Below are 21,483 nucleotides of genomic sequence, written 5' to 3' on the forward strand. Positions count from 1 at the left end.
AGAGGTTTTATCCTTCTTAGTACATTTCAGAAGTAGTTTTAGCCTGCATGTGAAGCAATAGGTAGTCAGGTCCACCTGCTTTTGAGTCTGTTCCTGACATGTTGAAGCCGCCGAATGGCTGGTAGCCAACGATTGCACCAGTACAAGAACGGTTAAAGTATAGATTTCCGACATGGAAATCTTCACGAGCTTGCTCTAAGTGGGCACGATTTTTCGTGATAACAGCACCTGTTAAGCCATACTCTGTGTTGTTAGCAATTTCAATGGCTTCTGTGAAATTCTTAGCTTTTGTGAAACCAACCACTGGGCCAAAGATTTCTTCCTGCATAATGCGAGAATCTGGAGCAAGGTCTGCAATAATAGTTGGCTTAATGAAGTAACCTTTAGAGTCATCGCCTTCACCGCCGGCCATTAATTTGCCTTCACCTTTACCGATTTCAACATATTCCATGATCTTTTTGAATGCACTATTGTCGATAACTGGACCCGTAAATGCGCCTTGCTCAGTAGGATCTCCAACAGTTAATTGATTCGTTAACTCTACAACGCGATTTAAAACTTGATCGTATACATCTTCAACGATGACAGCACGTGAGCATGCAGAACATTTTTGACCTGAGAAGCCAAACGCACCAGCAACGATGGATTGTGCAGCAAGCTCAAGATCCGCTTCAGAATCAACAACGATTGTATCTTTTCCGCCCATTTCGGCAATCAAACGCTTCATCCAAACTTGGCCAGGGTTTACCTTTGAAGAACGTTCGAAAATGCGAAGACCTACATCACGTGAACCTGTAAAGCTGATGAAACGAGTATCTTTATGGTCAACTAAATAGTCGCCCACTTCTGCTCCGCTTCCTGGAACGAAGTTTAGGACACCTTTAGGAAGACCTGCTTCTTCCATTACTTCAACAAATTTAGCCGCAACGATTGGAGTTGTTGAAGCCGGCTTTAATAGAACTGTATTACCAGAAACGATTGCCGCAACGGTTGTTCCAGCCATGATCGCTAATGGGAAGTTCCAAGGAGAAATAATGATTCCTACTCCTAGTGGAATATAGTCATAGCGGTTAAATTCATTTGGACGGCTGTTTACTGGTACGCCATTTTTCAGTGCCAGCATTTGACGGCCATAATATTCTAGGAAGTCGATTGCTTCTGCTGTATCAGCATCCGCTTCTCTCCATGGTTTTCCAGCTTCTTTAGTTAAAAGAGCAGAGAATTCGTTCTTGCGACGGCGAATAATTGTTGCTGCTTTAAAAAGCACATCTGCACGAACTTCTGCCTTAGTTTTCTTCCATGTTTTAAAAGCTTCAACTGCTGCTTGCATCGCTTTTTCAGCAAGCTCTTGGTTCGCTTTTGAAACTCGGCCAATCAATTCTTCTTTATTAGCAGGATTGTAAGAGGCGATTTTATCTTCAGTCGTAATTTTTTCTCCGCCGATAACAAGAGGGTAATCTTGTCCCAAATATCCCTCTACTGTTTTTAACGCATTAAGATATGCCTGGCGATTTTCTTCTGCCGTAAAATCTGTAAATGGTTCGTGTTTGTAAGGTTGTACCATTGTTCTGAAACCCTCCTATGTATTGAAACGTTTACACCCAATGTTCATTCTACAGCAATAATTTCATTGTTTCAAATGATTATATTTACAAAAAAAGCCGGCACAGCGGCCGGTCTTTTATTGATAAATATAAACAAACGGTTCGTCTTCATTTGCCTTGCGGACAATTAAGGCTTCAGGACCGTCGACTGACGTAATACTAACAGAAACAGAGATGTATTTAGGAAAATGTTCCATCACTAAACCTGTTAGGTACTGGGTAAAACCAATTCCTTCTGTTTTTCCATAAAATTGAATTGGAATGGTAATATTTAAATCCTGCAATTGATCTCCAACGTAAAACGCTCGGCCAATGACTCCATTGAAATTAGGAAAATATTCTTCCACGTCCTGCTTAAAGTTTAGGAAGGCCGTTACATCATCCCGGTGATCCTCCTGAGCATCCGTTGAAGGGAACAAATAATATTTTTCATTATCCTTTTCCCAGTCATTTAACGTTTGACTGCCTTTATCTACCGTTGAGTATGCAAAGTACCTTCCTGGAATCACGGACGACTTGCTTTGTTGTTCAAATAAACCAATCGTAATTGGGACGTCTGATAAGCCCTTTATGGCACGCATACGTTTGACCACTTCTTCGGCCATTTTCTTGCCTTCCCTTTCCATATCGGCGAAGGGAATTTTTTTCTCATAAACAGGGCCATCTTTTACAGTTTGATAGTAGTAAATGGAATTAAGGGCCAGTCCAATTGTAACGCCGCCTAGTGAAACATTTCCCTTATCATCTTTTGTTAAATAATCATGCTCTAAAATATGAGCCAAATAAACGGGAGAAGATGGCTCGCTGCCAGCCGGTGCCGTGTCAACCGGGTTTAATCCAATATTATCTGAGGCCTTGAGCCCTTCCCCCTTTAATTGTGGATCAGTAAATTTGCGGTTTAACCAAAGCCTTATCGTCTTTCCTTTAATTTCCTGACCTTCACGGAAATAATATTTATCAGTACTAAAACTATTTTGGGCAATTCGCATTAGACCCGTTTCAAATTCATTCAGGTCATAGCGAGTATTAATATTATTAACAACCATTCCGCGTGCTTCCCCGGGCTCAAATGGCAGGATGGTTCGATAATAATTGTCCGAAATATTGTATTTAGGAATAATCGCCTTCCCTTTCACTTTCTCCTCTGTTTGAACCTCTTCATTTTGCTTTTGAAAATTCGGTGCACATGCACTCAGCAAAAAGACAAGGGAGAGAGCGAGTAATGAGAGCTTTCTCACGTTGATAACACCTTCTTATTTATTTAATTCTACTAAAAGCTTCTCCTCATCCCATACTTCGATTCCCAGTTCTTGAGCCTTGGCTAATTTAGATCCGGCATCTTCACCTGCGATAACGAGATGGGTTTTCTTACTTACGCTTCCGGCTACGTTGCCGCCGAGTGCTTCAATTTTTTCCTTCGCTTCATTTCTCGATAACTGCTCAAGCTTACCTGTAAGGACTACAGTCTTCCCAGCAAAAATAGAATCAGACTCTTCAGCGGTAACTGGTTTTGCTCCTTTGTACTCCATGTTGACCCCAGCGGTCATAAGTTCTTGGACAAGCTCACCGGCTTCTTCTTGTTCAAAAAAGGCCACAATCGATTCGGCCATTTTATCACCAATTTCGTTAATCGCGATTAAGTCATCCTTGGATGCAGCAGCCAGCTTATCTATAGTGCCGAAACTGATTGCTAAGGTCTTTGCCGCTTTCGCCCCAACATGCCGGATTCCTAAACCAAAGAGCAGCTTTTCAAGTGAATTGCTTTTCGATGCCTCAATTGCCTTCAGTAAATTAGAAACCGACTTTTCGCCCATACGTTCAAGCGCTAAAAGCTGTTCACGGGTAAGCTTATAAATATCGGCTACATCACTGATTAATTTTTCCGCAAAAAGCTGACTAATGACCTTTTCCCCAAGCCCATCAATATTCATCGCATCTCTTGAGACAAAGTGAATCAAACCTTCGCGGATTTGAGCAGGACATTTCGGATTAATGCATCTTAATGCTACTTCACCTTCTAGACGGACCAGTTCACTTTCACACTCAGGACAATGGGTTGGCATGTGGAAATCTACTTCTTTTCCTGTCCGTTGATCAGCAAGGACATTGACTACTTCAGGAATAATATCGCCCGCTTTTTTAACGACCACCCTATCACCAATTTTTATATCCTTTTCACGGATTAAATCTTCATTATGCAACGAGGCACGCTGCACGGTTGTCCCAGCTACTTTCACCGGCTCTAAGATGGCAGTTGGTGTTACGACACCCGTCCTTCCAACGCTAAGTTCAATATCTATTAAAGTTGTTACAACCTCTTCAGCCGGAAACTTATAAGCAATTGCCCAGCGTGGGCTTTTAGCTGTTGTTCCGAGTGCTGCCTGCTGTTGTAAGGAATCTACTTTTATAACAATTCCATCAATCTCATATGGAAGGTGCGGCCGTTTTTCGACCCAGCTATTGACGTATTCAATTACATCATCAATCGTTGTGCATTTTCTTCTTTCTTTATTTGTTTTAAAACCAAGATGATCCAAATAATCAAGGCCTTCACTGTGCGAAACTACACCGCTTTCTCCGGTATTACCAATTCCGTATAAAAAGACATCTAGTTTTCTAGAAGCAGCAATCTTCGGATCTAGCTGTCTTAGTGATCCCGCGGCGGCATTACGAGGGTTGGCAAATAGCTCCTCACCTCGGTCATGTCGTACTTGGTTCAAGGATTCAAAGGAACGCTTTGGCATGTACGCCTCACCACGAACCTCTAATGAGACATTTTCCCGTAAGCGCAATGGAATGGATTTAATCGTTTTTAGGTTAGCGGTAATATCTTCCCCAATCGTTCCATCCCCGCGAGTGGCTCCTTGAATAAACATTCCCTCTTCATATCTTAATGAAACGGCCAGTCCGTCAATTTTCAGTTCACATACATATGAAAAATCATCCCCGACAGCCTGGCGGATGCGGCGGTCAAAATCCTTTAAGTCCTGCTCGTTAAAAGCATTCCCGAGGCTTAACATTGGAGTACGGTGCTCAACTTTTTCAAATACATCAAGCACGGCGCCGCCAACTCTAACGGAAGGAGAATCTGGTGTTTTTAGCTCTGGGAATTTTTCCTCAAGTTCCAATAACTCCTGCATTAGCTGATCATATTCCACATCCGGAACGGATGGCTGGTCTAATACATAATAATCATAGCCATATTGATTTAATAGGTTTCTAAGCTCATTCACTCTCTGTTCAGCGATTTGAAGGTCCATATACCCAGCCCTTTCATTAACATTTCAATCTTACGCTTTTTTAATTGGTGCGAATTTGGCCAGCAGACGTTTAATGCCAACCGGACTTGGGAACGCAATATCAAGCTCGGTTCCTTCGCCTTGGCCTTTTACACTAACAACTGTTCCAATCCCCCATTTACCATGCTCGGCTTTATCGCCAACCTTCCAGCCGATATCATCCCCACTGGAGGCCGCCGAAACGGGACGCATGACAGGCTTACGTGGTGCTGATGGAGTGCCAAATGAGCTTCCTCGGGCTTCGAATGAAGATCCTTTTGACCCAAATGATGATCCTGCCCCCCCAAATGCCCTTGAACCGCCAAAAGGAGACGATTGCCTTTTTTCAGGCTCCACTCCTTCTAAAAGGTCCTCTGGAATCTCGCTGATAAATCTAGATGCTGGGTTCATATTAGTTCGGCCAAATAACGTTCTCATTTGAGCGTTTGTTAAGAATAGAGTTTGCTCTGCTCGTGTAATTCCCACGTAAGCAAGTCGACGTTCCTCTTCCATTTCTGCTTCTTCCATAAGGGAACGGCTATGAGGAAATACTCCTTCTTCTAGCCCAATTAAGAAGACCACAGGGAATTCCAAACCTTTTGCTGAGTGTAAAGTCATAAGTGTAATCGAATCAGCTTTTTCGCCTTCTTCATCCAATGAATCAATGTCGGCAACTAGTGCTAAATCTGTTAAAAAAGCGACCAGACTTTTATCTTCGTTTGTATCCTCAAAATTTTTCGTAACGGATAATAATTCCTCAAGGTTTTCTAACCGGCTTTGTGCTTCGAGCGATTTTTCGGCCTTAAGCATTTCTTTATATCCTGTCTTTTCAAGCACTTCTTCGACTAATTCCGTAACCGATAGGAATTCCTGCATATTCGTATAGTTACGAATTAAATCGCGAAACTCTCTTGCTGCCTTCGTAATTTTCGGGCTTAAGCCAATCAATTCAATCGAATCAAGCGCCTGATAGATGGAGAGATCATGCATGGCGGCAAAGTCGGCGATTTTATCGAAAGAAGTCGAGCCAATCCCGCGTTTCGGTACATTGATGATTCGCTGCAAGCTGATATCATCGTCTGGATTAGAAATTAGACGCAGGTAAGCAAGCATGTCCTTGATTTCTTTTCTGTCATAGAATTTTGTACCGCCGACAATTGCATATCCGATATTTGATTTAAGCAGCACTTCTTCCATCACACGGGACTGAGCATTGGTACGATAAAGGATCGCAATATCTGAAAGCTTGTATTTGTCATCACGGGTTAATTCTTTTATTTTTCCAGCCACGAATTGTGCTTCGCCCTGCTCGCTATCTGCACGGTAATACACAAGTTTGTTTCCTTCAGGGTTTTCGGTCCAAAGGTTTTTCGCTTTGCGGTTCATGTTGTTTTCAATAACCTTATTCGCTGCGAGGAGGATCCGCTTTGTTGAACGATAATTTTGTTCAAGCAGAATGACGGTTGCATTTGGATAGTCCTTTTCGAATGAGAGGATATTGGCAATGTCCGCACCGCGCCAGCGATAGATCGATTGATCCGAGTCGCCGACGACACAAAGATTTCTGAAACGCATGGCGAGCATTTTGACAAGCATGTATTGAGCTCTGTTCGTATCCTGGTACTCATCAACATGGATGTATTGAAATTTTCGCTGATAATACTCAAGCACTTCCGGAACACGTTGAAACAACTGAATCGTCATCATGATTAGGTCATCAAAATCCAAGGCCTGATTTTTGCGTAACCGTTTTTGGTATTCCTTATATATTTCACTGACCTTTTGTTCAAAATATTGTCCGCCAGCCGTTTTCTCATATTCTTCCGGGTCGATTAACTCGTTTTTAGCGGAACTGATCGCCCCTAAAATCGCACGCGGGTCAAATTTTTTCGGATCGAGATTTTTTTCCTTTAGAATACCTTTAACCACCGATTGCTGATCGGTTGTGTCCAAAATCGTAAAATTGCGGTTAAAGCCCATCCGGTCGATGTCTCTGCGTAAAATTCTTACGCACATTGAGTGAAAAGTGGAGATCCAGATTTCCTCTGCCGCTCCGCCCATCATTTTTCCGATTCGTTCTCTCATTTCTCTTGCCGCTTTATTTGTGAATGTTATTGCTAAAATATTATATGGATTCACTCGTTTTTCTACGATTAAATACCCTATTCGATGAGTTAAAACTCTGGTTTTTCCACTTCCGGCACCTGCCATTAATAAAAGCGGTCCGTCTGTTGCTTTTACAGCGCTTTGCTGTTCGGGGTTTAGCCCGTTTAACAGCTTGTCGGTTAAATATTGCATGTTATCCACCACCATCACAAACATTTGTTCTTGTTTTTATTTTACCGTTCCATTCTATTGATAGCAAATTCTATCGGACATATCGGACACTTTTTATCGTATCGAGTGCTTGGTCGAAGTTTTCATAAAGGGCATTTCCAACGACTATGACATCAGCATGCTTGGCCATTTCCGCCGCCTGCTCCATTGTAGAGATGCCGCCGCCATAGAAAAATGTTGTTTTATTGAGGACCTTTTTGACGTCTGCTACAAGAGCAGCATCCCCATATTTACCACTATATTCGAGATAAAATATCGGTAGTTGAAACATTTTTTCTGCCATCATCGCATAGGCCTTTACATCTTCATTACTCATTTTAGCGTTTGACGATGTTAGTTGGGCTGCTTTGCAATCTTCGTTCAAGATGCAATAGCCCTCCATAACGATTTCATCCCAGTCCATAATCTCACCAAATTCCTTTACAGCCTGATGGTGAAGTCCTGTAATCCACTTCGTATCGGTGCTATTTAGAATAGTCGGAATGAAATAAAGGTCAAAGCCTGGTGTCACCGTCTCTATACTAGAAACTTCAAGGACACACGGAACGGTATATCTGCGAACTCTCGCCATTAAGTCGAGCACATTCTCAAGGGTCACCCCATCAGTGCCGCCAACCATGACAGCATCCGTACCCGATTCACATATTTTTTCTAGCTTATCGTCAGAAATTTCTTTATTAGGATCGAGTTTAAACACATGGCGCCACTCGCGAAAATCATACATTTAAGGAAGCCTCCCATTACCTAAGTCCATTACACCATTATAGCATTAGCGGTATCGATAAAAAAATAAAACCCTGTAAGAAATAAAATCCAAAAAGAAAAACCGAAGAACGCTCTCCGGCTTGGTTATACTTCTTCAGTTTTGCTGTTTTCTTCTTTAATCCGTTCTAGAACCATTTCATACGTATCATTTCCAAAGTTCAAGCAGCGTTTTACACGTGAAATGGTCGCGGTGCTTGCCCCTGTTTCTGTTTCAATTTTATGATAGGTATTGCCTTCACGTAGCATTCTAGCAACGTCTAACCGCTGGGCAAGAGACTGAATTTCATTGATGGTACATAAATCGTCAAAGAAACGATAGCACTCTTCTAAATCCTTTAATGAAAGAACTGCTTGAAATAATTGGTCGAGTTCTTTTCCCCGTAATTTATTAATCTGCATATATTTTACTCCTTTTATTTATTTTATATTGAAAGAAACACTTTTTTGTAGTCCAGGGTTGGTTGGAACCACGTTGACCCATGTTTTTCCCGGTACCAAACGAACTTCTTCCCCATCCTTCATTGGAACAATTAAACCGTTCTTATTCTTCCACTCAACTTCATTTACTTTGCCCTTTTGCAGCAAATAACCTTTACCGCCGGACTTAAGGTCAATATCTCTGCGCCCAGACGAATCAATCACTTGATGAACCGCTTCGATAATGAAGATATTATCGAGCAGAACCGGTTCATCCGTCTCTAAATCAACCGTTTGTTCTCCTCCTGAAAAGCGCTCATATTTTCCAAGTGTACTGTCAAACTTGTAAGTGGAATCTGAAATTTTGCTTTTTGAATAAGTAATCAAAACGGATTTGGCTTCATTACCCGTTACATTTTTACTGTCTTCATTCGTATAGAACTTAAATGCCGGAGGACTTTTTTCCATGGAATATCTTTTTTGCTTCGCGCCCTTTAAAATATTGTCATAAGTAATATAGGAGTTATGCGGTGCTTTACGGGTAGTAGATCGTTTAAACAGGGTCCCATCATAGACCATTCCATCTAAATTATCAACATAATTTTCCTCTAGCATCTGCTTTGCCTCCGGACTCCAGCCATGGGCAACATAGAGAGCATTCAATCCTTTAGCAAGTTCGATATAATAATCTCGTGCACTTCGGACAGGTCCGATATTCGTCGGCTTTTCGCTTTGAAAAACGGCTAGAAAGCGGGTAATATCACCTTCCGCCAGAACTTCATAAATAATATCTGCCTTGTTTAATCCAGATTGCGGTCTTGCTTTTGGATGATTATTCACCATCACGGCTACGGCTCTTCCAGCGGTATCGGTTTCAGAACCGATGCCTGTTAGTGGGAAATAGTAAGGATCCTCCTGCTTCTGTTCTTCTTTTTCCACCACTTTGTTAACAGTCTCATGCCTTTTTTCTGGTTCCTTCACCTGATCCTTATTACTGCAGCCAGAAAACAATAAAAGGATAGCTGCCATGGCAAAAGCCCATTTTTTCATCTATTGAACACCCCGAATTCCATTCTTGATGTTAAACACTTTCACACTTTAACTCTTTACTTAATTACAGTTTATCGCATAATCGAAGGAAAGAGAACTGTTTTATTCATGACATCATACATTCCCTGCTGCGTAATACGAATGTATGGTAAATGCGTGGAAGAAAAGAACAACAAGCTATAAATTGGATCCGAGAAAGCATAACCACGCTTGGCTAACTCCTCAAAAAGTCTTTTTTCTTGTTGAATTAATTCTTCGACAGGTAGGTTTGACATAATTCCATTTAATTCCAAAGGTAATTCACAAACGACCTCTCCATTCTCTACCATGACAATTCCGCCACCAAGTTCTTTCATTCTATTAAAAGCATGGATAATATCTTGTTTACTTTTTCCTATTAAAATAATATCCCCCGTGTTTGAAAATGAACTAGCTAAGGCAGGTAATTTAGTCGCAAATCCCTTTAGAATTGTATTAATCCGCCATTTTCCTTTTCGGTCAATTAAGGTAAAAAAGCATTCATCATGATTGGTTGGCAATTCATCTCCGGAAACATCAATTGCAATGGAATATGGTTTTGTAATGACTGAGTTTTCCATTTTAATTCCAAATGGCATCGAAAATTGGAGGTCATCTGTCGATAGTTCCCAATCTAATTCCATTGGCTTTAATCCATATTGCTCCCAATTAATGGATCCATATGCATCTTCAACTTTTACCCCATCACGCTTCACCCATTTCCCTTTTGCAAGAACGGATACAGGGGTTGGATTTTCGATGCTTGCTAAAAAGTTAATATTGGCGACACGTCCAGTAGCAATATTACCATGCAAATGGTCAATATCGTAGTATCTGGCGATATTTACAGTTGCCATATTATAGGCATCGATAACAGGAACACCTTTTTCTATAGCAATCCGAATCATGTGATCGGTGATTCCCTGCTCGTAAAAGGCAGATGAGGAACCGTCGGTATTAAATATTAATCTATCATATGCATCAATGCCTAATCGTTTCATATCGTCCAAAAGGGCTGGTAAATCAGGCCGTATCGAAGAGTTTCTTAGCGATACCATATAACCCTGCATTAAACGTTTATAGATCTCTTCACCTGTCATCGCTTCATGGTCACAATCGGCACCTAAAAGCATCATTTTGGCCAATGTTTTTTCAGACGCCCCTGGAAAATGACCTTCGATTTGCTTGCGCATCCGCTTTGCTTCTTGAATCCAATGCAGCATCATATCATCGCCATCAAGCAGCTTCGGCCAGCCGGTCAGTTCCCCGCCTTGCAGGACAGCGTCATGTTCGAGCCATGATTTAATATTACTGTGTGAAAAAATTTCTTCTTCATGCAAAATTTCCGTTTGCGAATCAAAACGACACCACCAAAACATTGTCGTTGGAATCGAACGAAGGTCCTTTAATAATGAAAACGCCTCCCTCTTGTTTAAATTTAACATAAGGGCCATGTTGTCATTAATTAACGTTGTTGTTCCAAATTGGGATGCATAGGCTGCAAGCGTATGGGGATTATATAACTGAAACGGGTGGGCATGTGGCTCGATGTATCCTGGTACAAGGATTTTGTCCGTACAATCAATGAATTCACAATTTTTCACTTGTGCCGGCAAATCCTCGCCAACATAAACAATCCGATCTTCATAAATCCAAATATTTGCACGCATCCATTTGCGAAAGGTTTGATTTAAGTACAAAGCATTTTTCAATAATATGGTGGGAGACGTTTTCCCATCCAAAACGGATACATGCATGCGTAAGTGTTTATTTTTCCAGCGGTAGCGTTGTTCTAGCATACAAATTCCCTCCCTTAAAAAAACTATCTATATAATAAAATCTTGATTTAATAATAAAGAAAGCCCTTACATTTTTTTCTTTAGATACTATACTATCATACTTTACAATTTAAAGCAGTAAAGAATTGATAAATATTGTAAACACATTGTGAAGGAGTGAGCATTTTGAATATCAAGCCGAATATTGGCATTTTAAACGCATTAATCCGAATTACACTTGGACTAACGGTTCTTGCTTGGAGCACGTCTAAGTTGGTAAAGCACCCATGGAGGGATTCCTATTTATTTGTAGCACTATGCGCTGCGATGAAAGTAGCAGAAGGAATTGTCCGCTATTGTCCGGTAACGGCCCTATGTGAAAAATGCCAGGGGATGATTGAGGAACATAATCAGGCTAATGATTCATTGGATGGAATGGAAGGAATGGAAGTTCCTTATAATCCGACTTGATTAGAGATTTAAGTAAAAGGGGCTGGCCGCGAACGGTCAGCCCTTTTTATTAGGATTACATTTGCTTACACTCTACAAAACGTGCTCAATCGCTTTTGAACCGATATCATTTCTATAAAAGACACCCTTACACGCTAATTTTTCCAGCTCAGCATATACTTTTTTCTGTGCTTCAACTAATTGATCTGCCTTTGCGCCGACAAGGAGAACCCTTCCTCCCGCTGTAGTGAATTCCCCTGCAGCATTTTTACGTGTTCCCGCATGAAACGTATAGACATCCTTATTAAACTGATCTAGACCATTTAAAACGGCACCCTTTTGGTAATCTTCTGGATATCCATTTGAAGCAACCACTACACCAACCATTGATTGAGAATCCCAATCAAGAACTGGAACGCCACCATCTAAAAGTTCGATAATGACCTCCACTAAATCTGATTTCAATCTTGGCAAGATAACCTGAGTTTCTGGATCACCAAAGCGTGCGTTAAATTCGATTACCCTAGGGCCTTCAGCCGTTGCGATTAAGCCTGCATATAGGATGCCACAAAAGCTTCTGCCTTCCTGAACCATTGCATTGGCGGCCGGCTTCAGGACTGTTTCAATAGCCGTTTGCACCATATCGGCACCAATTTGCGGAACAGGTGAATACGCACCCATACCACCAGTATTTGGACCTTGGTCACCATCAAAAGCACGTTTATGATCCTGCGCAATTTCAAGTGGTATAACTACGCCCCCATTCACGAAAGCCATTAAAGAAAATTCTTCTCCGCTTAAAAATTCTTCAATGACTACTCTTGAGGACGCAGCCCCAAACTTTGCTCCAACAAGCATATCTTCAAGGCTTGCCAAAGCTTCCTCTTTGGTCATGGCCACTGTTACACCTTTTCCGGCTGCTAAGCCATCTGCTTTAATCACAATCGGTGCGCCCTTTTCCTCTACATACTGACGTGCATCCTCAAAAGAAGTAAAGACAGCATAATCAGCCGTAGGAATCTGGTACTTCTTCATTAATTCTTTCGCAAACGATTTGCTTCCCTCAATTTCCGCTGCTGCTTTTCGAGGGCCAAACACCTTCAAGCCTGCTGCTTCAAACCGGTCAGCCAATCCTTCAAGAAGGGGCACCTCTGGACCAATAATCGTCAGACCCACACCCTCATTTTTAGCAAATTGAATCAGTTGTTCGTAATTAGTTTCATCAATTTCTACAAGGTCGGCCACATCCGCCATTCCGTCATTACCAGGGGCCGCAAACACCTTTTCTACAAGAGGACTTTCGCTTACTTTTAAACAAATGGCATGCTCTCTTCCGCCGCGGCCAATTATTAGAACCTTCACCATTTCTCACCCCTTTTAGTGTTTAAAGTGTCTTACTCCAGTAAATACCATGGCAATGCCGTATTCGTCTGCCTTTTTGATCGAATCCACATCACGTATTGATCCGCCAGGTTGAATAATCGCCGTTATTCCTGCTTTAGCAGCTGCTTCCACGGTATCATCCATCGGGAAGAAGGCATCAGAAGCAAGTGCGGCACCTTCAGCTTTGCTTCCGGCCTGCTTAAGAGCGATCTCTGCTGAACCTACACGGTTCATTTGACCGGCACCAATGCCAAGTGTCATGTCTTCGTTTGAAATAACGATAGCATTAGATTTCACATGTTTAACAACCTTCCAGCCCAACTTCAAAGCTTCCCACTCTGTTTCAGAAGGCTTTCTTTTGGTAGGAATGGTAATCTCCGCATCCTCTAATGGATAGCGGTCCTGCTCTTGTACCAGTAACCCGCCTTCAACCGTTGTCATCTTTAACTCCGCTTTTGGCGCTCGCTCAAACGGAATCGTTAAAAGACGCAAATTCTTTTTCGCAGTTAAAATATTTAAAGCTTCCTTCGAAAAAGAAGGAGCAATGATAATTTCTAAGAAAATTTCATGAAGTTTCGCAGCCGTTTCAGCATCGACTTCACGATTGAAAGCAATAATACCCCCAAAAATCGAAACTGGATCCGCCGCAAACGCTTTTTCGAATGCTTCATAACCCGTTTTCCCTGTACCAACACCGCAAGGATTCATATGCTTTACGGCAACGGCTGCAGGTTCCGTAAATTCTTTAACAATTTGCAGAGCAGCATCAGCGTCATTGATATTATTATAGGAAAGCTCTTTACCATGAAGTTGCTCAGCATAAGCAATTGAAAAAGTTGAGCCTAATGGCTTTTTATAAAAAGCCGCTTGCTGATGCGGATTTTCCCCGTACCGAAGTGACTGCTTTAATTCATATGTAACGGTCATTTTCTCCGGATTTTCTTCTTGAGCAAGATTGGTCATGTATTCTGCGATTAAGGCATCATAAGCAGCCGTATGGCGGAACACTTTCGCTGCTAGCTTTCTTCTTGTTTCAAGTTTTGTAGCACCATCAGTTTGTAGTTCCGCAATCACTTTCTCATAATCCGCAGGATCCACGACGACAGTGACATATTGATGATTTTTTGCCGAAGCACGGAGCATGGTTGGGCCGCCAATATCAATATTTTCAATGGCATCAGCCACTGTCACATCCGGTTTTTCAATCGTCTGCTGGAATGGATAAAGATTCACGCAAACAACCTGAATAGGCGCAATACCATGTTCATCAAGCTGTTTTTGATGCTCTACCTCATCATGTTTCGCTAATAAACCGCCATGAATAAAAGGATTTAATGTTTTAACACGGCCTTCTAAAATTTCAGGAAACCCGGTGACATCACTAACGCCCATAACAGGAATGCCCTGCTCTTGAAGCATTTTTTTCGTACCGCCGGTTGAGATGATTTCAAAGCCCAAACCAACTAACTCTCTAGCAAATTCGCTAACTCCACTTTTGTCAGAAACACTAATTAGCGCGCGTTTTTTCTGCATATAATACCTCTCCTTGTGTAATAAGCATTTGTAGAATCGATGGATATAGCTTATGTTCAATCGCCTGAATCTTTCTTGTTAAACTCTCTCTTGTTTCCTTTTCCTCTAGACGAACCCGCTCCCTGACAATGATTGGACCGGTATCCATTCCTTCATCAACAAAATGAATTGTTACACCGCTCCATTTCGCTTTTGCAGCCAATGCCTGCCCAATCGCATCTTTACCTGGAAAATCCGGGAGCAGCGAAGGATGAATGTTGATGATTCGTCCTTCAAACTCTCTTAATAAAGTTGGACCGATCAACCTCATATAACCAGCAAGAACAATCAGATCCACTTGATTGTCCTTTAGTAAGACAGATATTACTTTTTCATAGTCTTCCTTGCTTGGATAATCTTTAGGGTTAAAAACAAACCAAGGAATCCCTGCTAAGCCTGCTCTTTCGATTACGTAAGCACCTGGTTTATCGCAAACCAAAAGAGTTAGATTAGCCGTGAGTATCCCTGAATGAACAGCATCAACGATCGTTTGAAAATTGCTTCCGTTCCCTGATGCAAACACTGCTATTTTCTTCATCGGCGGCCACCTAATCCTTTGATGCTGATTCCTTCTTGATTGGTCACAACTCCAATAGCATTAGCGATTTCGCCACATTCATTAAAATGTTCCAATACTTCTTGAGCCCTGTCTGGATCCACTGCGATGACCATACCAATTCCCATATTAAAAATATTATACATCTCTTTATAATCGATTTGACCAACCTCAGAAATCAGTTTAAAGATATTGGGAATTTGCCAGCATTTTTCATCCAACTCCGCCCCAAGACCGGCAGGCAACATTCTTGGAATGTTTTCAATAAATCCACCGCCTGTAATATGGGCCATCCCTTTAAGTTTAAATTTTTCGAGGGCTGATAAAATCGGCTTTACATAGATTTTCGTTGGTTTTAGTAGTTCTTCCCCTAATGTACACCCAAGTTCGTCGACGAATTCAATTAAGGACCAATTATTAAATACCTTTCTGACGAGGGAATAGCCATTGCTGTGAATCCCGCTTGAGGCAAGTCCAATCAGCACATCTCCTGGCTTAACCGTTTCGCCGTTGATCAGCTGCGACTTTTCACAAGCACCAACAGTAAACCCGGCTAAGTCATACTCATCCTCGCGATAGAGTCCAGGCATTTCTGCCGTTTCTCCACCGATAAGCGCACAGCCAGCCTGCTCACAGCCGTCAGCGATTCCTTTAACAATCGACTCGATTTTTTCCGGTACTGCCTTCCCGCAGGCAATATAATCGAGGAAGTACAGCGGTTCCGCCCCCTGTACAACGATATCATTCACACACATCGCGACCGCATCTATCCCAATCGTATCGTGCTGGTCCATCATAAATGCAATCATTAATTTCGTGCCGACTCCATCGGTGCCTGACACCAGTACTGGATCTTTCAGATTTAATGCAGAAAGATCAAACATGCCGCCAAAACCACCGAGGCCGCCCAGTACTCCCGTCCTTGCTGTCCGTTGAACATGCTTTTTCATTCGATCGACAGCTTCATAGCCTGCTTCGATATTTACCCCTGCTTGTTTGTATGCATTTGCCATGTTCGTCAACCCCTTTGATAATAGTACTGCAGTGTATCAGGATAGATTTCTGTCGGATATTTTCCAGTAAAGCAGCCAAGGCAATGGCCAGCAGTCTCGTCCTGCCCAAGTGCTTTCACCATACCATCCAAGCTTAAAAACGTTAACGAATCAGCGCCAATCAACTGCCTGATTTCCTCCACTGATTTATCTGATGCAATCAGTTCTTCCTTTGTTGCCGTATCAATCCCATAGAAACATGGGTTTTTAATGGGAGGTGAACTGATTACAACATGTACCTCTGTCGCTCCTGCATCTTTAAGAAGTGAGACAATTCTTCTGCTCGTCGTACCGCGGACAATCGAGTCATCGACCATAACGACGCGCTTTCCTTCAACAACACCGCGAACAGCCGACAGTTTCATTTTAACTCCCTGCTCACGTAATGCTTGCGAAGGCTGAATGAACGTCCTGCCTACATATTTATTTTTAATTAATCCCATTTCATAAGGAATGCCTGTTGCTTCTGCATAACCGATCGCAGCAGAAATACTCGAATCAGGAACGCCTGTGACAACATCCGCATCAATAGGAGCCTCCACGGCCAATCTTTTCCCCATGTTTTTACGTGCTGTATGAACATTGATTCCTTGGATGTTACTATCAGGTCTTGAAAAATAAACGTATTCCATCATACAAATGGCTTTTGTTGTACTGACAGCAAATCGTTCTGATGTCAGTCCCTTTTCGTTAATGATTAAGAGCTCGCCTGGATGGATATCGCGGATATATTCAGCACCAACTACATCAAAAGCGCATGTTTCTGATGCCACCACATAAGCATCCCCCAGTAAGCCTAGCGAGAGCGGCCTTAATCCATGCGGGTCAAGGGCCACCATTAACTCAGTTTCCGTCATGATTAAATAGGCATAGGCACCCTTTAACATCGAAAGAGCATTTTTCACAGCGTCACTCATTTTATGAAATCCGCTTCTCCTTATTAAATGGGCCAGCACTTCTGTATCCGAGCTTGTTTGAAAAATACTTCCTTGTGCTTCCAACTGGTATTTCAACGAATTAGCATTCACAAGATTCCCATTGTGGGCTAGCGCCAGACTACCGGTTTGCGAATGGAACAAAAGAGGCTGAACGTTCTCATAGCCGCCGCCCCCTGCTGTCGCATAACGGACATGGCCGATTGCTCCATTACCAGTTAATTGTGCCATGGCATCTGCCGTAAAAATTTCTGCTACCAGCCCTTCACCTTTAACCCCTTTAAGAGTTTTGCCATCGGAGACCACTATACCGGTCCCCTCCTGCCCGCGATGCTGAAGGCTGTGCAGCCCGTAGTAAGTAAGCTGGGCTGCATCCGGATGTCCCCAAACGCCAAATATTCCGCACTCTTCATTTAATCCCTTGATTTCAGCAAGCATGGGATGGCTCCTTTCCAGGCAGCTTTTAATTCTTCTACTGTGTTCTCAAGAACTTTATCGCTCTCGATTGTAACGCTTAATTTTCCTGAATGATTTACTTCACCAATCAGTTGAGCGTCTACTAAACTTTCAAACTCAGCTTGACGTTCTTTTTTAACAGATAACAAGAAGCGCGATTGTGTTTCACTGAATAAGGCAGATACAGGATTTCCACTGAGTGTTACATCAGCCCCAAGCTTTTCATTTGCGAAAAGACATTCTGCTAATGCAACTGCTAGACCGCCTTCGGATAAATCATGGGCTGATTGCACCACTCCTGCACGAATCGCAGCAAGCACCTGATTTTGTCTTTCTTTTTCCACCGTTACGTTTAATTCAGGGGCTTTACCAAATACTCTGCTGTATAAAAGCTTTTGCAGCTCGCTGCCTCCGAACTCATCCTTTGTTTCACCTAATAGATAAATAAGGTCGCCGTTCTGTTTGAAGTGCTGTGTTGTAATATGATCTAGATCTGTTACTAAACCTACCATCCCAACTACTGGTGTTGGAAAGATGGCTGTTCCGCTTGTTTCATTATATAAAGATACGTTACCGCCAATTACTGGTGTCTCGAGGACACGGCAGGCTTCGCTCATACCATCAGCTGCTTTTTCAATCTGCCAAAACACTTCTGGTTTTTCTGGGTTACCAAAATTCAAGTTATCTGTAATCGCTAAAGGCTCCGCGCCCGAACAGACAATATTACGTGCTGCTTCAGCTACGGCGATTTTCCCGCCTGCTTCCGGGTCTAAATAGACATAGCGGGAATTACAATCCGTTGTCATCGCCAGGGCTTTTCGTGTGCCGCGGATTCTTACAACCGCTGCGTCAGAACCTGGTGAAACGACAGTGTTAGTACGCACCATATAGTCATACTGCTCATAAACCCATTCCTTGCTAGCTACCGTTGGTTGGCTTAAGAGACTTACTAAAGTTCCTTTCAAATCGTCCACTTGAGGAACTTCATTGTCCATCGCTTGGAATTCAGCAAAGTAACTTGGTTCTTTAGAAGGCTTGTGGTAAACCGGTGCTTCTTCCGCTAAGGCATCAGCAGGAACATCCGCCACGATTTCTCCTTTATGGAAAAGGCGAATCTGTTTGTCGCTCTTAACCGTTCCAATACCTACTGCTTCTAAGCCGTATTTTTCAAAAAGCTCAACAATCTCTTGTTCTCTACCCTTTTTAACGACGATAAGCATCCGTTCCTGGGACTCTGACAGCATCATTTCGTAAGCAGTCATCCCTGTTTCCCGCTGTGGAACCAAGTCTAAATTCATCTCAATTCCCATTCCAGCTTTACTGGCCATTTCCGCAGATGAACTAATCAGTCCTGCTGCCCCCATATCTTGAATCCCCACTAATGCATCGGAATGAATAAGCTCTAAGCATGCCTCTAATAGGAGCTTCTCCATGAATGGGTCGCCTACTTGAACTGCGGGACGGTCTTCATTGGATTGTTCCGTTAATTCCTCAGAAGCAAATGTCGCACCATGTATTCCGTCACGGCCTGTTTTGGCTCCCACATACATAACTGTGTTGCCTTCCCCGTGCGCCTGCCCTTTTTTAATATCCTTATGATCAATTAATCCAACACACATCGCATTAACTAAAGGATTTCCTTCATAACAAGGGTCAAACCCAATTTCTCCGCCAACTGTTGGAATTCCAATACAATTTCCGTAACCGGCAATCCCAGCTACTACCTCTTTAAATAAATAGCGTACACGTGCAGAATCCAGTTCCCCAAAGCGAAGTGAGTTCAACATCGCAATTGGTCTTGCTCCCATGGAGAATACGTCACGGATGATACCGCCTACACCAGTTGCTGCTCCTTGATAGGGTTCAATCGCTGATGGATGGTTATGACTTTCGATTTTAAAAACAACCGCCTGCTCATCACCGATATCAACAATCCCTGCGCCTTCTCCCGGTCCTTGAAGGACACGCTCACCGGTAATCGGGAACTTTTTTAAGATAGGTTTGGAATTTTTATAACTGCAGTGTTCCGACCACATAACAGAGAATAACCCTGTTTCTGTATAATTTGGTGTGCGTCCAAGAATGTTCTCAACCATTGTAAATTCTTCGTCGGACAAACCCATTTGCTGATAGATTTTTTCTGCCTTGATCTGGTTAGGATTTGGTTCAAGCATTGACAACATGTGCTTCCCTCCAAGCTTTTACAATCGATTGAAACAATTTCAGTCCATCGGCGCCGCCTAAAAGTTCATCTACCGCTCTTTCAGGGTGAGGCATCATACCAAGAACGTTTCCTTTCTCATTTACAATACCGGCGATATCTGCAAGACTTCCATTCGGGTTCTGGTTATAGGTAAACACGATTTGATTATTGGCTTTAAGCTTCTCTAGCGTTTCCTCATCACAATAGTAGTTTCCTTCTCCATGAGCAACTGGGATCATAATGGTTTCGCCATTACTGTATTCACTGGAAAACATCGTCTGATTGTTTTCTACCTTTAGTTCCACTGGCTTACAAATAAATGATAGGCTTTCATTTCGTTTCATAGCCCCTGGCAGTAATCCAGCCTCAAGGAGAATCTGAAATCCGTTACATACACCAAGAACCGGCTTCCCCGCTTCTGCCGCTTTGATAACTTCTTTCATAACATTACTAAATCTAGCGATCGATCCCGTACGTAAATAATCACCAAAGGAAAAGCCGCCTGGCAAAAGAATTCCATCGAATTCATCTAGGTTCTTGGCATCATGCCAGACATATTCTACTTGCTCGCCAAGTTCATCTTGAATCGCATGGAACATGTCAACGTCACAATTTGATCCTGGAAAAACGATTACCGCAAATTTCACAGAGTAACACACTCCTCTACCTCGTAACGGTAATCTTCAATAACTGGATTAGCTAAAAGGTTCGTACAGATTTCATTTACCACATCATTTATATCACGGTCTGATTTTTCGATTGTTAATTCCATATATTTACCGATACGGACATCGGCTACTTCTTTATAGTTTAGTGTGTGTAAGGAATTCGTTACGGCTTTCCCCTGTGGATCTAGTACACTTTCTCTTAACGTAACATATACCTTTACTTTATACATGCTGATGTCCTCCAAGTCTTTTTAAGATATTTTCATAGGCTTCGGTTAAGCTTCCTAAATCACGGCGGAATACATCCTTATCGAGCTTTTCATTTGTTTTTTGATCCCACAGTCTGCAAGTGTCAGGGGAAATTTCATCGGCTAGTAAAATTCTTCCTTCATTGTCTTTCCCAAACTCTAGTTTGAAATCGATGAGGCGAATACCGAGTTCTGTAAAAAAGCTTGATAAAACTGCATTAATATTTAGTGCTTTTTCTCGTAAAATATCTAATTCTCGGATGCTAGCTACATTAAGTTCAAGAATATGATCATTCGTTACCAGCGGGTCCCCTAAATCATCATTTTTTAAATAAAACTCAACGATAGGAGCTGATAATTGTAATCCCTCTTCCATTCCCAATCGTTTAGAGAGGCTTCCAGCAGCTACATTGCGAACGACTACTTCAAGCGGAATGATGGTGACCTTTTTTACCAGCTGTTCGGTTTCGGATATTTTTTTTATAAAGTGAGACTTAATTCCTTGTTCTTTAAGCTTTAAAAATAGCAAGCTAGTAATCTCGTTATTTAAACGGCCTTTGCCAGTGATGTCTGCCTTTTTTTGCCCGTTGAATGCGGTGGCGGAATCCTTGTACTCAACTAATACAACCTGTTCATCGTCTGTTGAGTAAATACGCTTTGCTTTTCCTTCGTATAGTAGCTCTTTCATGGGAATGCCTCCTAGTTTCACAATA

The 21,483-nt window shown here is 42.2% G+C and carries 18 protein-coding genes; 1 reads left to right on the forward strand and 17 read right to left on the reverse strand.

The annotated features are described in order from the left end of the window. Positions 1 to 16: 16 nt before the first annotated feature. From pruA to ABES02_RS09515, 8 genes are all read right to left on the reverse strand, one after another. Entirely contained in the window at positions 17 to 1,564 is a 1,548-nt protein-coding gene (gene pruA / locus ABES02_RS09480; protein ID WP_430133439.1) for an L-glutamate gamma-semialdehyde dehydrogenase, read from the reverse strand. A 117-nt stretch (positions 1,565 to 1,681) separates the two neighbouring features. Further along, positions 1,682 to 2,842 carry a CamS family sex pheromone protein gene (locus ABES02_RS09485; RefSeq protein WP_430133442.1) on the reverse strand — a complete coding sequence of 387 codons (1,161 nt, stop codon included), beginning with the start codon at positions 2,840 to 2,842 and terminating at the stop codon, positions 1,682 to 1,684. A 15-nt stretch (positions 2,843 to 2,857) separates the two neighbouring features. Beyond that, complete coding sequence (ligA, locus tag ABES02_RS09490) at positions 2,858 to 4,864, reverse strand: NAD-dependent DNA ligase LigA (protein ID WP_430133445.1); 2,007 nt, start codon at positions 4,862 to 4,864, stop codon at positions 2,858 to 2,860. Between the two features lie 30 nt (positions 4,865 to 4,894). Further along, a complete protein-coding gene (pcrA, locus tag ABES02_RS09495) occupies positions 4,895 to 7,180 on the reverse strand; it encodes a DNA helicase PcrA (RefSeq protein ID WP_430133448.1) in 2,286 nt (761 codons plus the stop codon). Between the two features lie 70 nt (positions 7,181 to 7,250). Further along, positions 7,251 to 7,943 carry a heptaprenylglyceryl phosphate synthase gene (locus tag ABES02_RS09500; RefSeq protein WP_430133451.1) on the reverse strand — a complete coding sequence of 231 codons (693 nt, stop codon included), beginning with the start codon at positions 7,941 to 7,943 and terminating at the stop codon, positions 7,251 to 7,253. Positions 7,944 to 8,068: 125 nt separating this feature from the next. Then, positions 8,069 to 8,383 carry a YerC/YecD family TrpR-related protein gene (locus ABES02_RS09505; RefSeq protein ID WP_430133454.1) on the reverse strand — a complete coding sequence of 105 codons (315 nt, stop codon included), beginning with the start codon at positions 8,381 to 8,383 and terminating at the stop codon, positions 8,069 to 8,071. Between the two features lie 18 nt (positions 8,384 to 8,401). Further along, complete coding sequence (locus ABES02_RS09510) at positions 8,402 to 9,451, reverse strand: DUF3048 domain-containing protein (RefSeq protein ID WP_430133457.1); 1,050 nt, start codon at positions 9,449 to 9,451, stop codon at positions 8,402 to 8,404. A gap of 71 nt (positions 9,452 to 9,522) precedes the next feature. After that, positions 9,523 to 11,268 (reverse strand): adenine deaminase C-terminal domain-containing protein, encoded by a 1,746-nt coding sequence (locus ABES02_RS09515; protein WP_430133460.1) that lies wholly within the window; start codon positions 11,266 to 11,268, stop codon positions 9,523 to 9,525. Positions 11,269 to 11,433: 165 nt separating this feature from the next. Here ABES02_RS09515 and ABES02_RS09520 point away from each other — a divergent pair, with 165 nt between their 5' ends. Next, positions 11,434 to 11,718 carry a YgaP family membrane protein gene (locus tag ABES02_RS09520; RefSeq protein ID WP_430133463.1) on the forward strand — a complete coding sequence of 95 codons (285 nt, stop codon included), beginning with the start codon at positions 11,434 to 11,436 and terminating at the stop codon, positions 11,716 to 11,718. Between the two features lie 72 nt (positions 11,719 to 11,790). On the opposite strand, the gene purD is transcribed toward ABES02_RS09520, so the two are convergent. The 9 genes from purD to purC are packed head-to-tail and all read right to left on the reverse strand — an operon-like array spanning position 11,791 to position 21,464. Beyond that, positions 11,791 to 13,059, reverse strand: coding sequence for a phosphoribosylamine--glycine ligase (gene purD, locus ABES02_RS09525; protein WP_430133466.1), 1,269 nt, complete (start codon positions 13,057 to 13,059; stop codon positions 11,791 to 11,793). A gap of 15 nt (positions 13,060 to 13,074) precedes the next feature. Beyond that, positions 13,075 to 14,613 carry a bifunctional phosphoribosylaminoimidazolecarboxamide formyltransferase/IMP cyclohydrolase gene (gene purH / locus ABES02_RS09530; protein WP_430133468.1) on the reverse strand — a complete coding sequence of 513 codons (1,539 nt, stop codon included), beginning with the start codon at positions 14,611 to 14,613 and terminating at the stop codon, positions 13,075 to 13,077. After that, entirely contained in the window at positions 14,588 to 15,190 is a 603-nt protein-coding gene (gene purN / locus ABES02_RS09535; RefSeq protein WP_430133471.1) for a phosphoribosylglycinamide formyltransferase, read from the reverse strand. The genes purH and purN overlap by 26 nt, the downstream gene beginning before the upstream one ends. Next, entirely contained in the window at positions 15,187 to 16,221 is a 1,035-nt protein-coding gene (gene purM, locus ABES02_RS09540; protein WP_430133474.1) for a phosphoribosylformylglycinamidine cyclo-ligase, read from the reverse strand. The genes purN and purM overlap by 4 nt, the downstream gene beginning before the upstream one ends. A 5-nt stretch (positions 16,222 to 16,226) precedes the next feature. Beyond that, on the reverse strand, positions 16,227 to 17,633 hold the full coding sequence (gene purF / locus ABES02_RS09545; protein WP_430133477.1) for an amidophosphoribosyltransferase: 1,407 nt from the start codon (positions 17,631 to 17,633) through the stop codon (positions 16,227 to 16,229). Continuing rightward, positions 17,609 to 19,834, reverse strand: coding sequence for a phosphoribosylformylglycinamidine synthase subunit PurL (gene purL / locus ABES02_RS09550; protein ID WP_430133480.1), 2,226 nt, complete (start codon positions 19,832 to 19,834; stop codon positions 17,609 to 17,611). The genes purF and purL overlap by 25 nt, the downstream gene beginning before the upstream one ends. Continuing rightward, the gene (purQ, locus tag ABES02_RS09555; RefSeq protein ID WP_430133483.1) at positions 19,818 to 20,501 is read right to left on the reverse strand and encodes a phosphoribosylformylglycinamidine synthase subunit PurQ; all 684 of its coding nucleotides are present in this window, start codon (positions 20,499 to 20,501) and stop codon (positions 19,818 to 19,820) included. The genes purL and purQ overlap by 17 nt, the downstream gene beginning before the upstream one ends. Next, the gene (gene purS / locus ABES02_RS09560) at positions 20,498 to 20,752 is read right to left on the reverse strand and encodes a phosphoribosylformylglycinamidine synthase subunit PurS (RefSeq protein ID WP_430133486.1); all 255 of its coding nucleotides are present in this window, start codon (positions 20,750 to 20,752) and stop codon (positions 20,498 to 20,500) included. The genes purQ and purS overlap by 4 nt, the downstream gene beginning before the upstream one ends. Continuing rightward, the gene (gene purC / locus ABES02_RS09565) at positions 20,745 to 21,464 is read right to left on the reverse strand and encodes a phosphoribosylaminoimidazolesuccinocarboxamide synthase (RefSeq protein WP_430133517.1); all 720 of its coding nucleotides are present in this window, start codon (positions 21,462 to 21,464) and stop codon (positions 20,745 to 20,747) included. The genes purS and purC overlap by 8 nt, the downstream gene beginning before the upstream one ends. Positions 21,465 to 21,483: the final 19 nt, after the last annotated feature.

Origin of the sequence: Neobacillus pocheonensis, from assembly GCF_050477905.1 — a bacterium.
GTDB classification, from domain to species: Bacteria; Bacillota; Bacilli; order Bacillales; family Cytobacillaceae; genus Neobacillus; species Neobacillus pocheonensis_A.

Bases quoted from the DNA above. Each gene is read 5' to 3' on its own strand.
- pruA (WP_430133439.1), bottom strand. From the start codon at position 1,564: ATGGTACAACCTTACAAACACGAACCATTTACAGATTTTACGGCAGAA.
- ligA (WP_430133445.1), bottom strand. From the start codon at position 4,864: ATGGACCTTCAAATCGCTGAACAGAGAGTGAATGAGCTTAGAAACCTA.
- pcrA (WP_430133448.1), bottom strand. From the start codon at position 7,180: ATGCAATATTTAACCGACAAGCTGTTAAACGGGCTAAACCCCGAACAG.
- ABES02_RS09500 (WP_430133451.1), bottom strand. From the start codon at position 7,943: ATGTATGATTTTCGCGAGTGGCGCCATGTGTTTAAACTCGATCCTAAT.
- ABES02_RS09505 (WP_430133454.1), bottom strand. From the start codon at position 8,383: ATGCAGATTAATAAATTACGGGGAAAAGAACTCGACCAATTATTTCAA.
- ABES02_RS09510 (WP_430133457.1), bottom strand. From the start codon at position 9,451: ATGAAAAAATGGGCTTTTGCCATGGCAGCTATCCTTTTATTGTTTTCT.
- ABES02_RS09515 (WP_430133460.1), bottom strand. From the start codon at position 11,268: ATGCTAGAACAACGCTACCGCTGGAAAAATAAACACTTACGCATGCAT.
- purH (WP_430133468.1), bottom strand. From the start codon at position 14,613: ATGCAGAAAAAACGCGCGCTAATTAGTGTTTCTGACAAAAGTGGAGTT.
- purN (WP_430133471.1), bottom strand. From the start codon at position 15,190: ATGAAGAAAATAGCAGTGTTTGCATCAGGGAACGGAAGCAATTTTCAA.
- purM (WP_430133474.1), bottom strand. From the start codon at position 16,221: ATGGCAAATGCATACAAACAAGCAGGGGTAAATATCGAAGCAGGCTAT.
- purF (WP_430133477.1), bottom strand. From the start codon at position 17,633: ATGCTTGCTGAAATCAAGGGATTAAATGAAGAGTGCGGAATATTTGGC.
- purL (WP_430133480.1), bottom strand. From the start codon at position 19,834: ATGTTGTCAATGCTTGAACCAAATCCTAACCAGATCAAGGCAGAAAAA.
- purS (WP_430133486.1), bottom strand. From the start codon at position 20,752: ATGTATAAAGTAAAGGTATATGTTACGTTAAGAGAAAGTGTACTAGAT.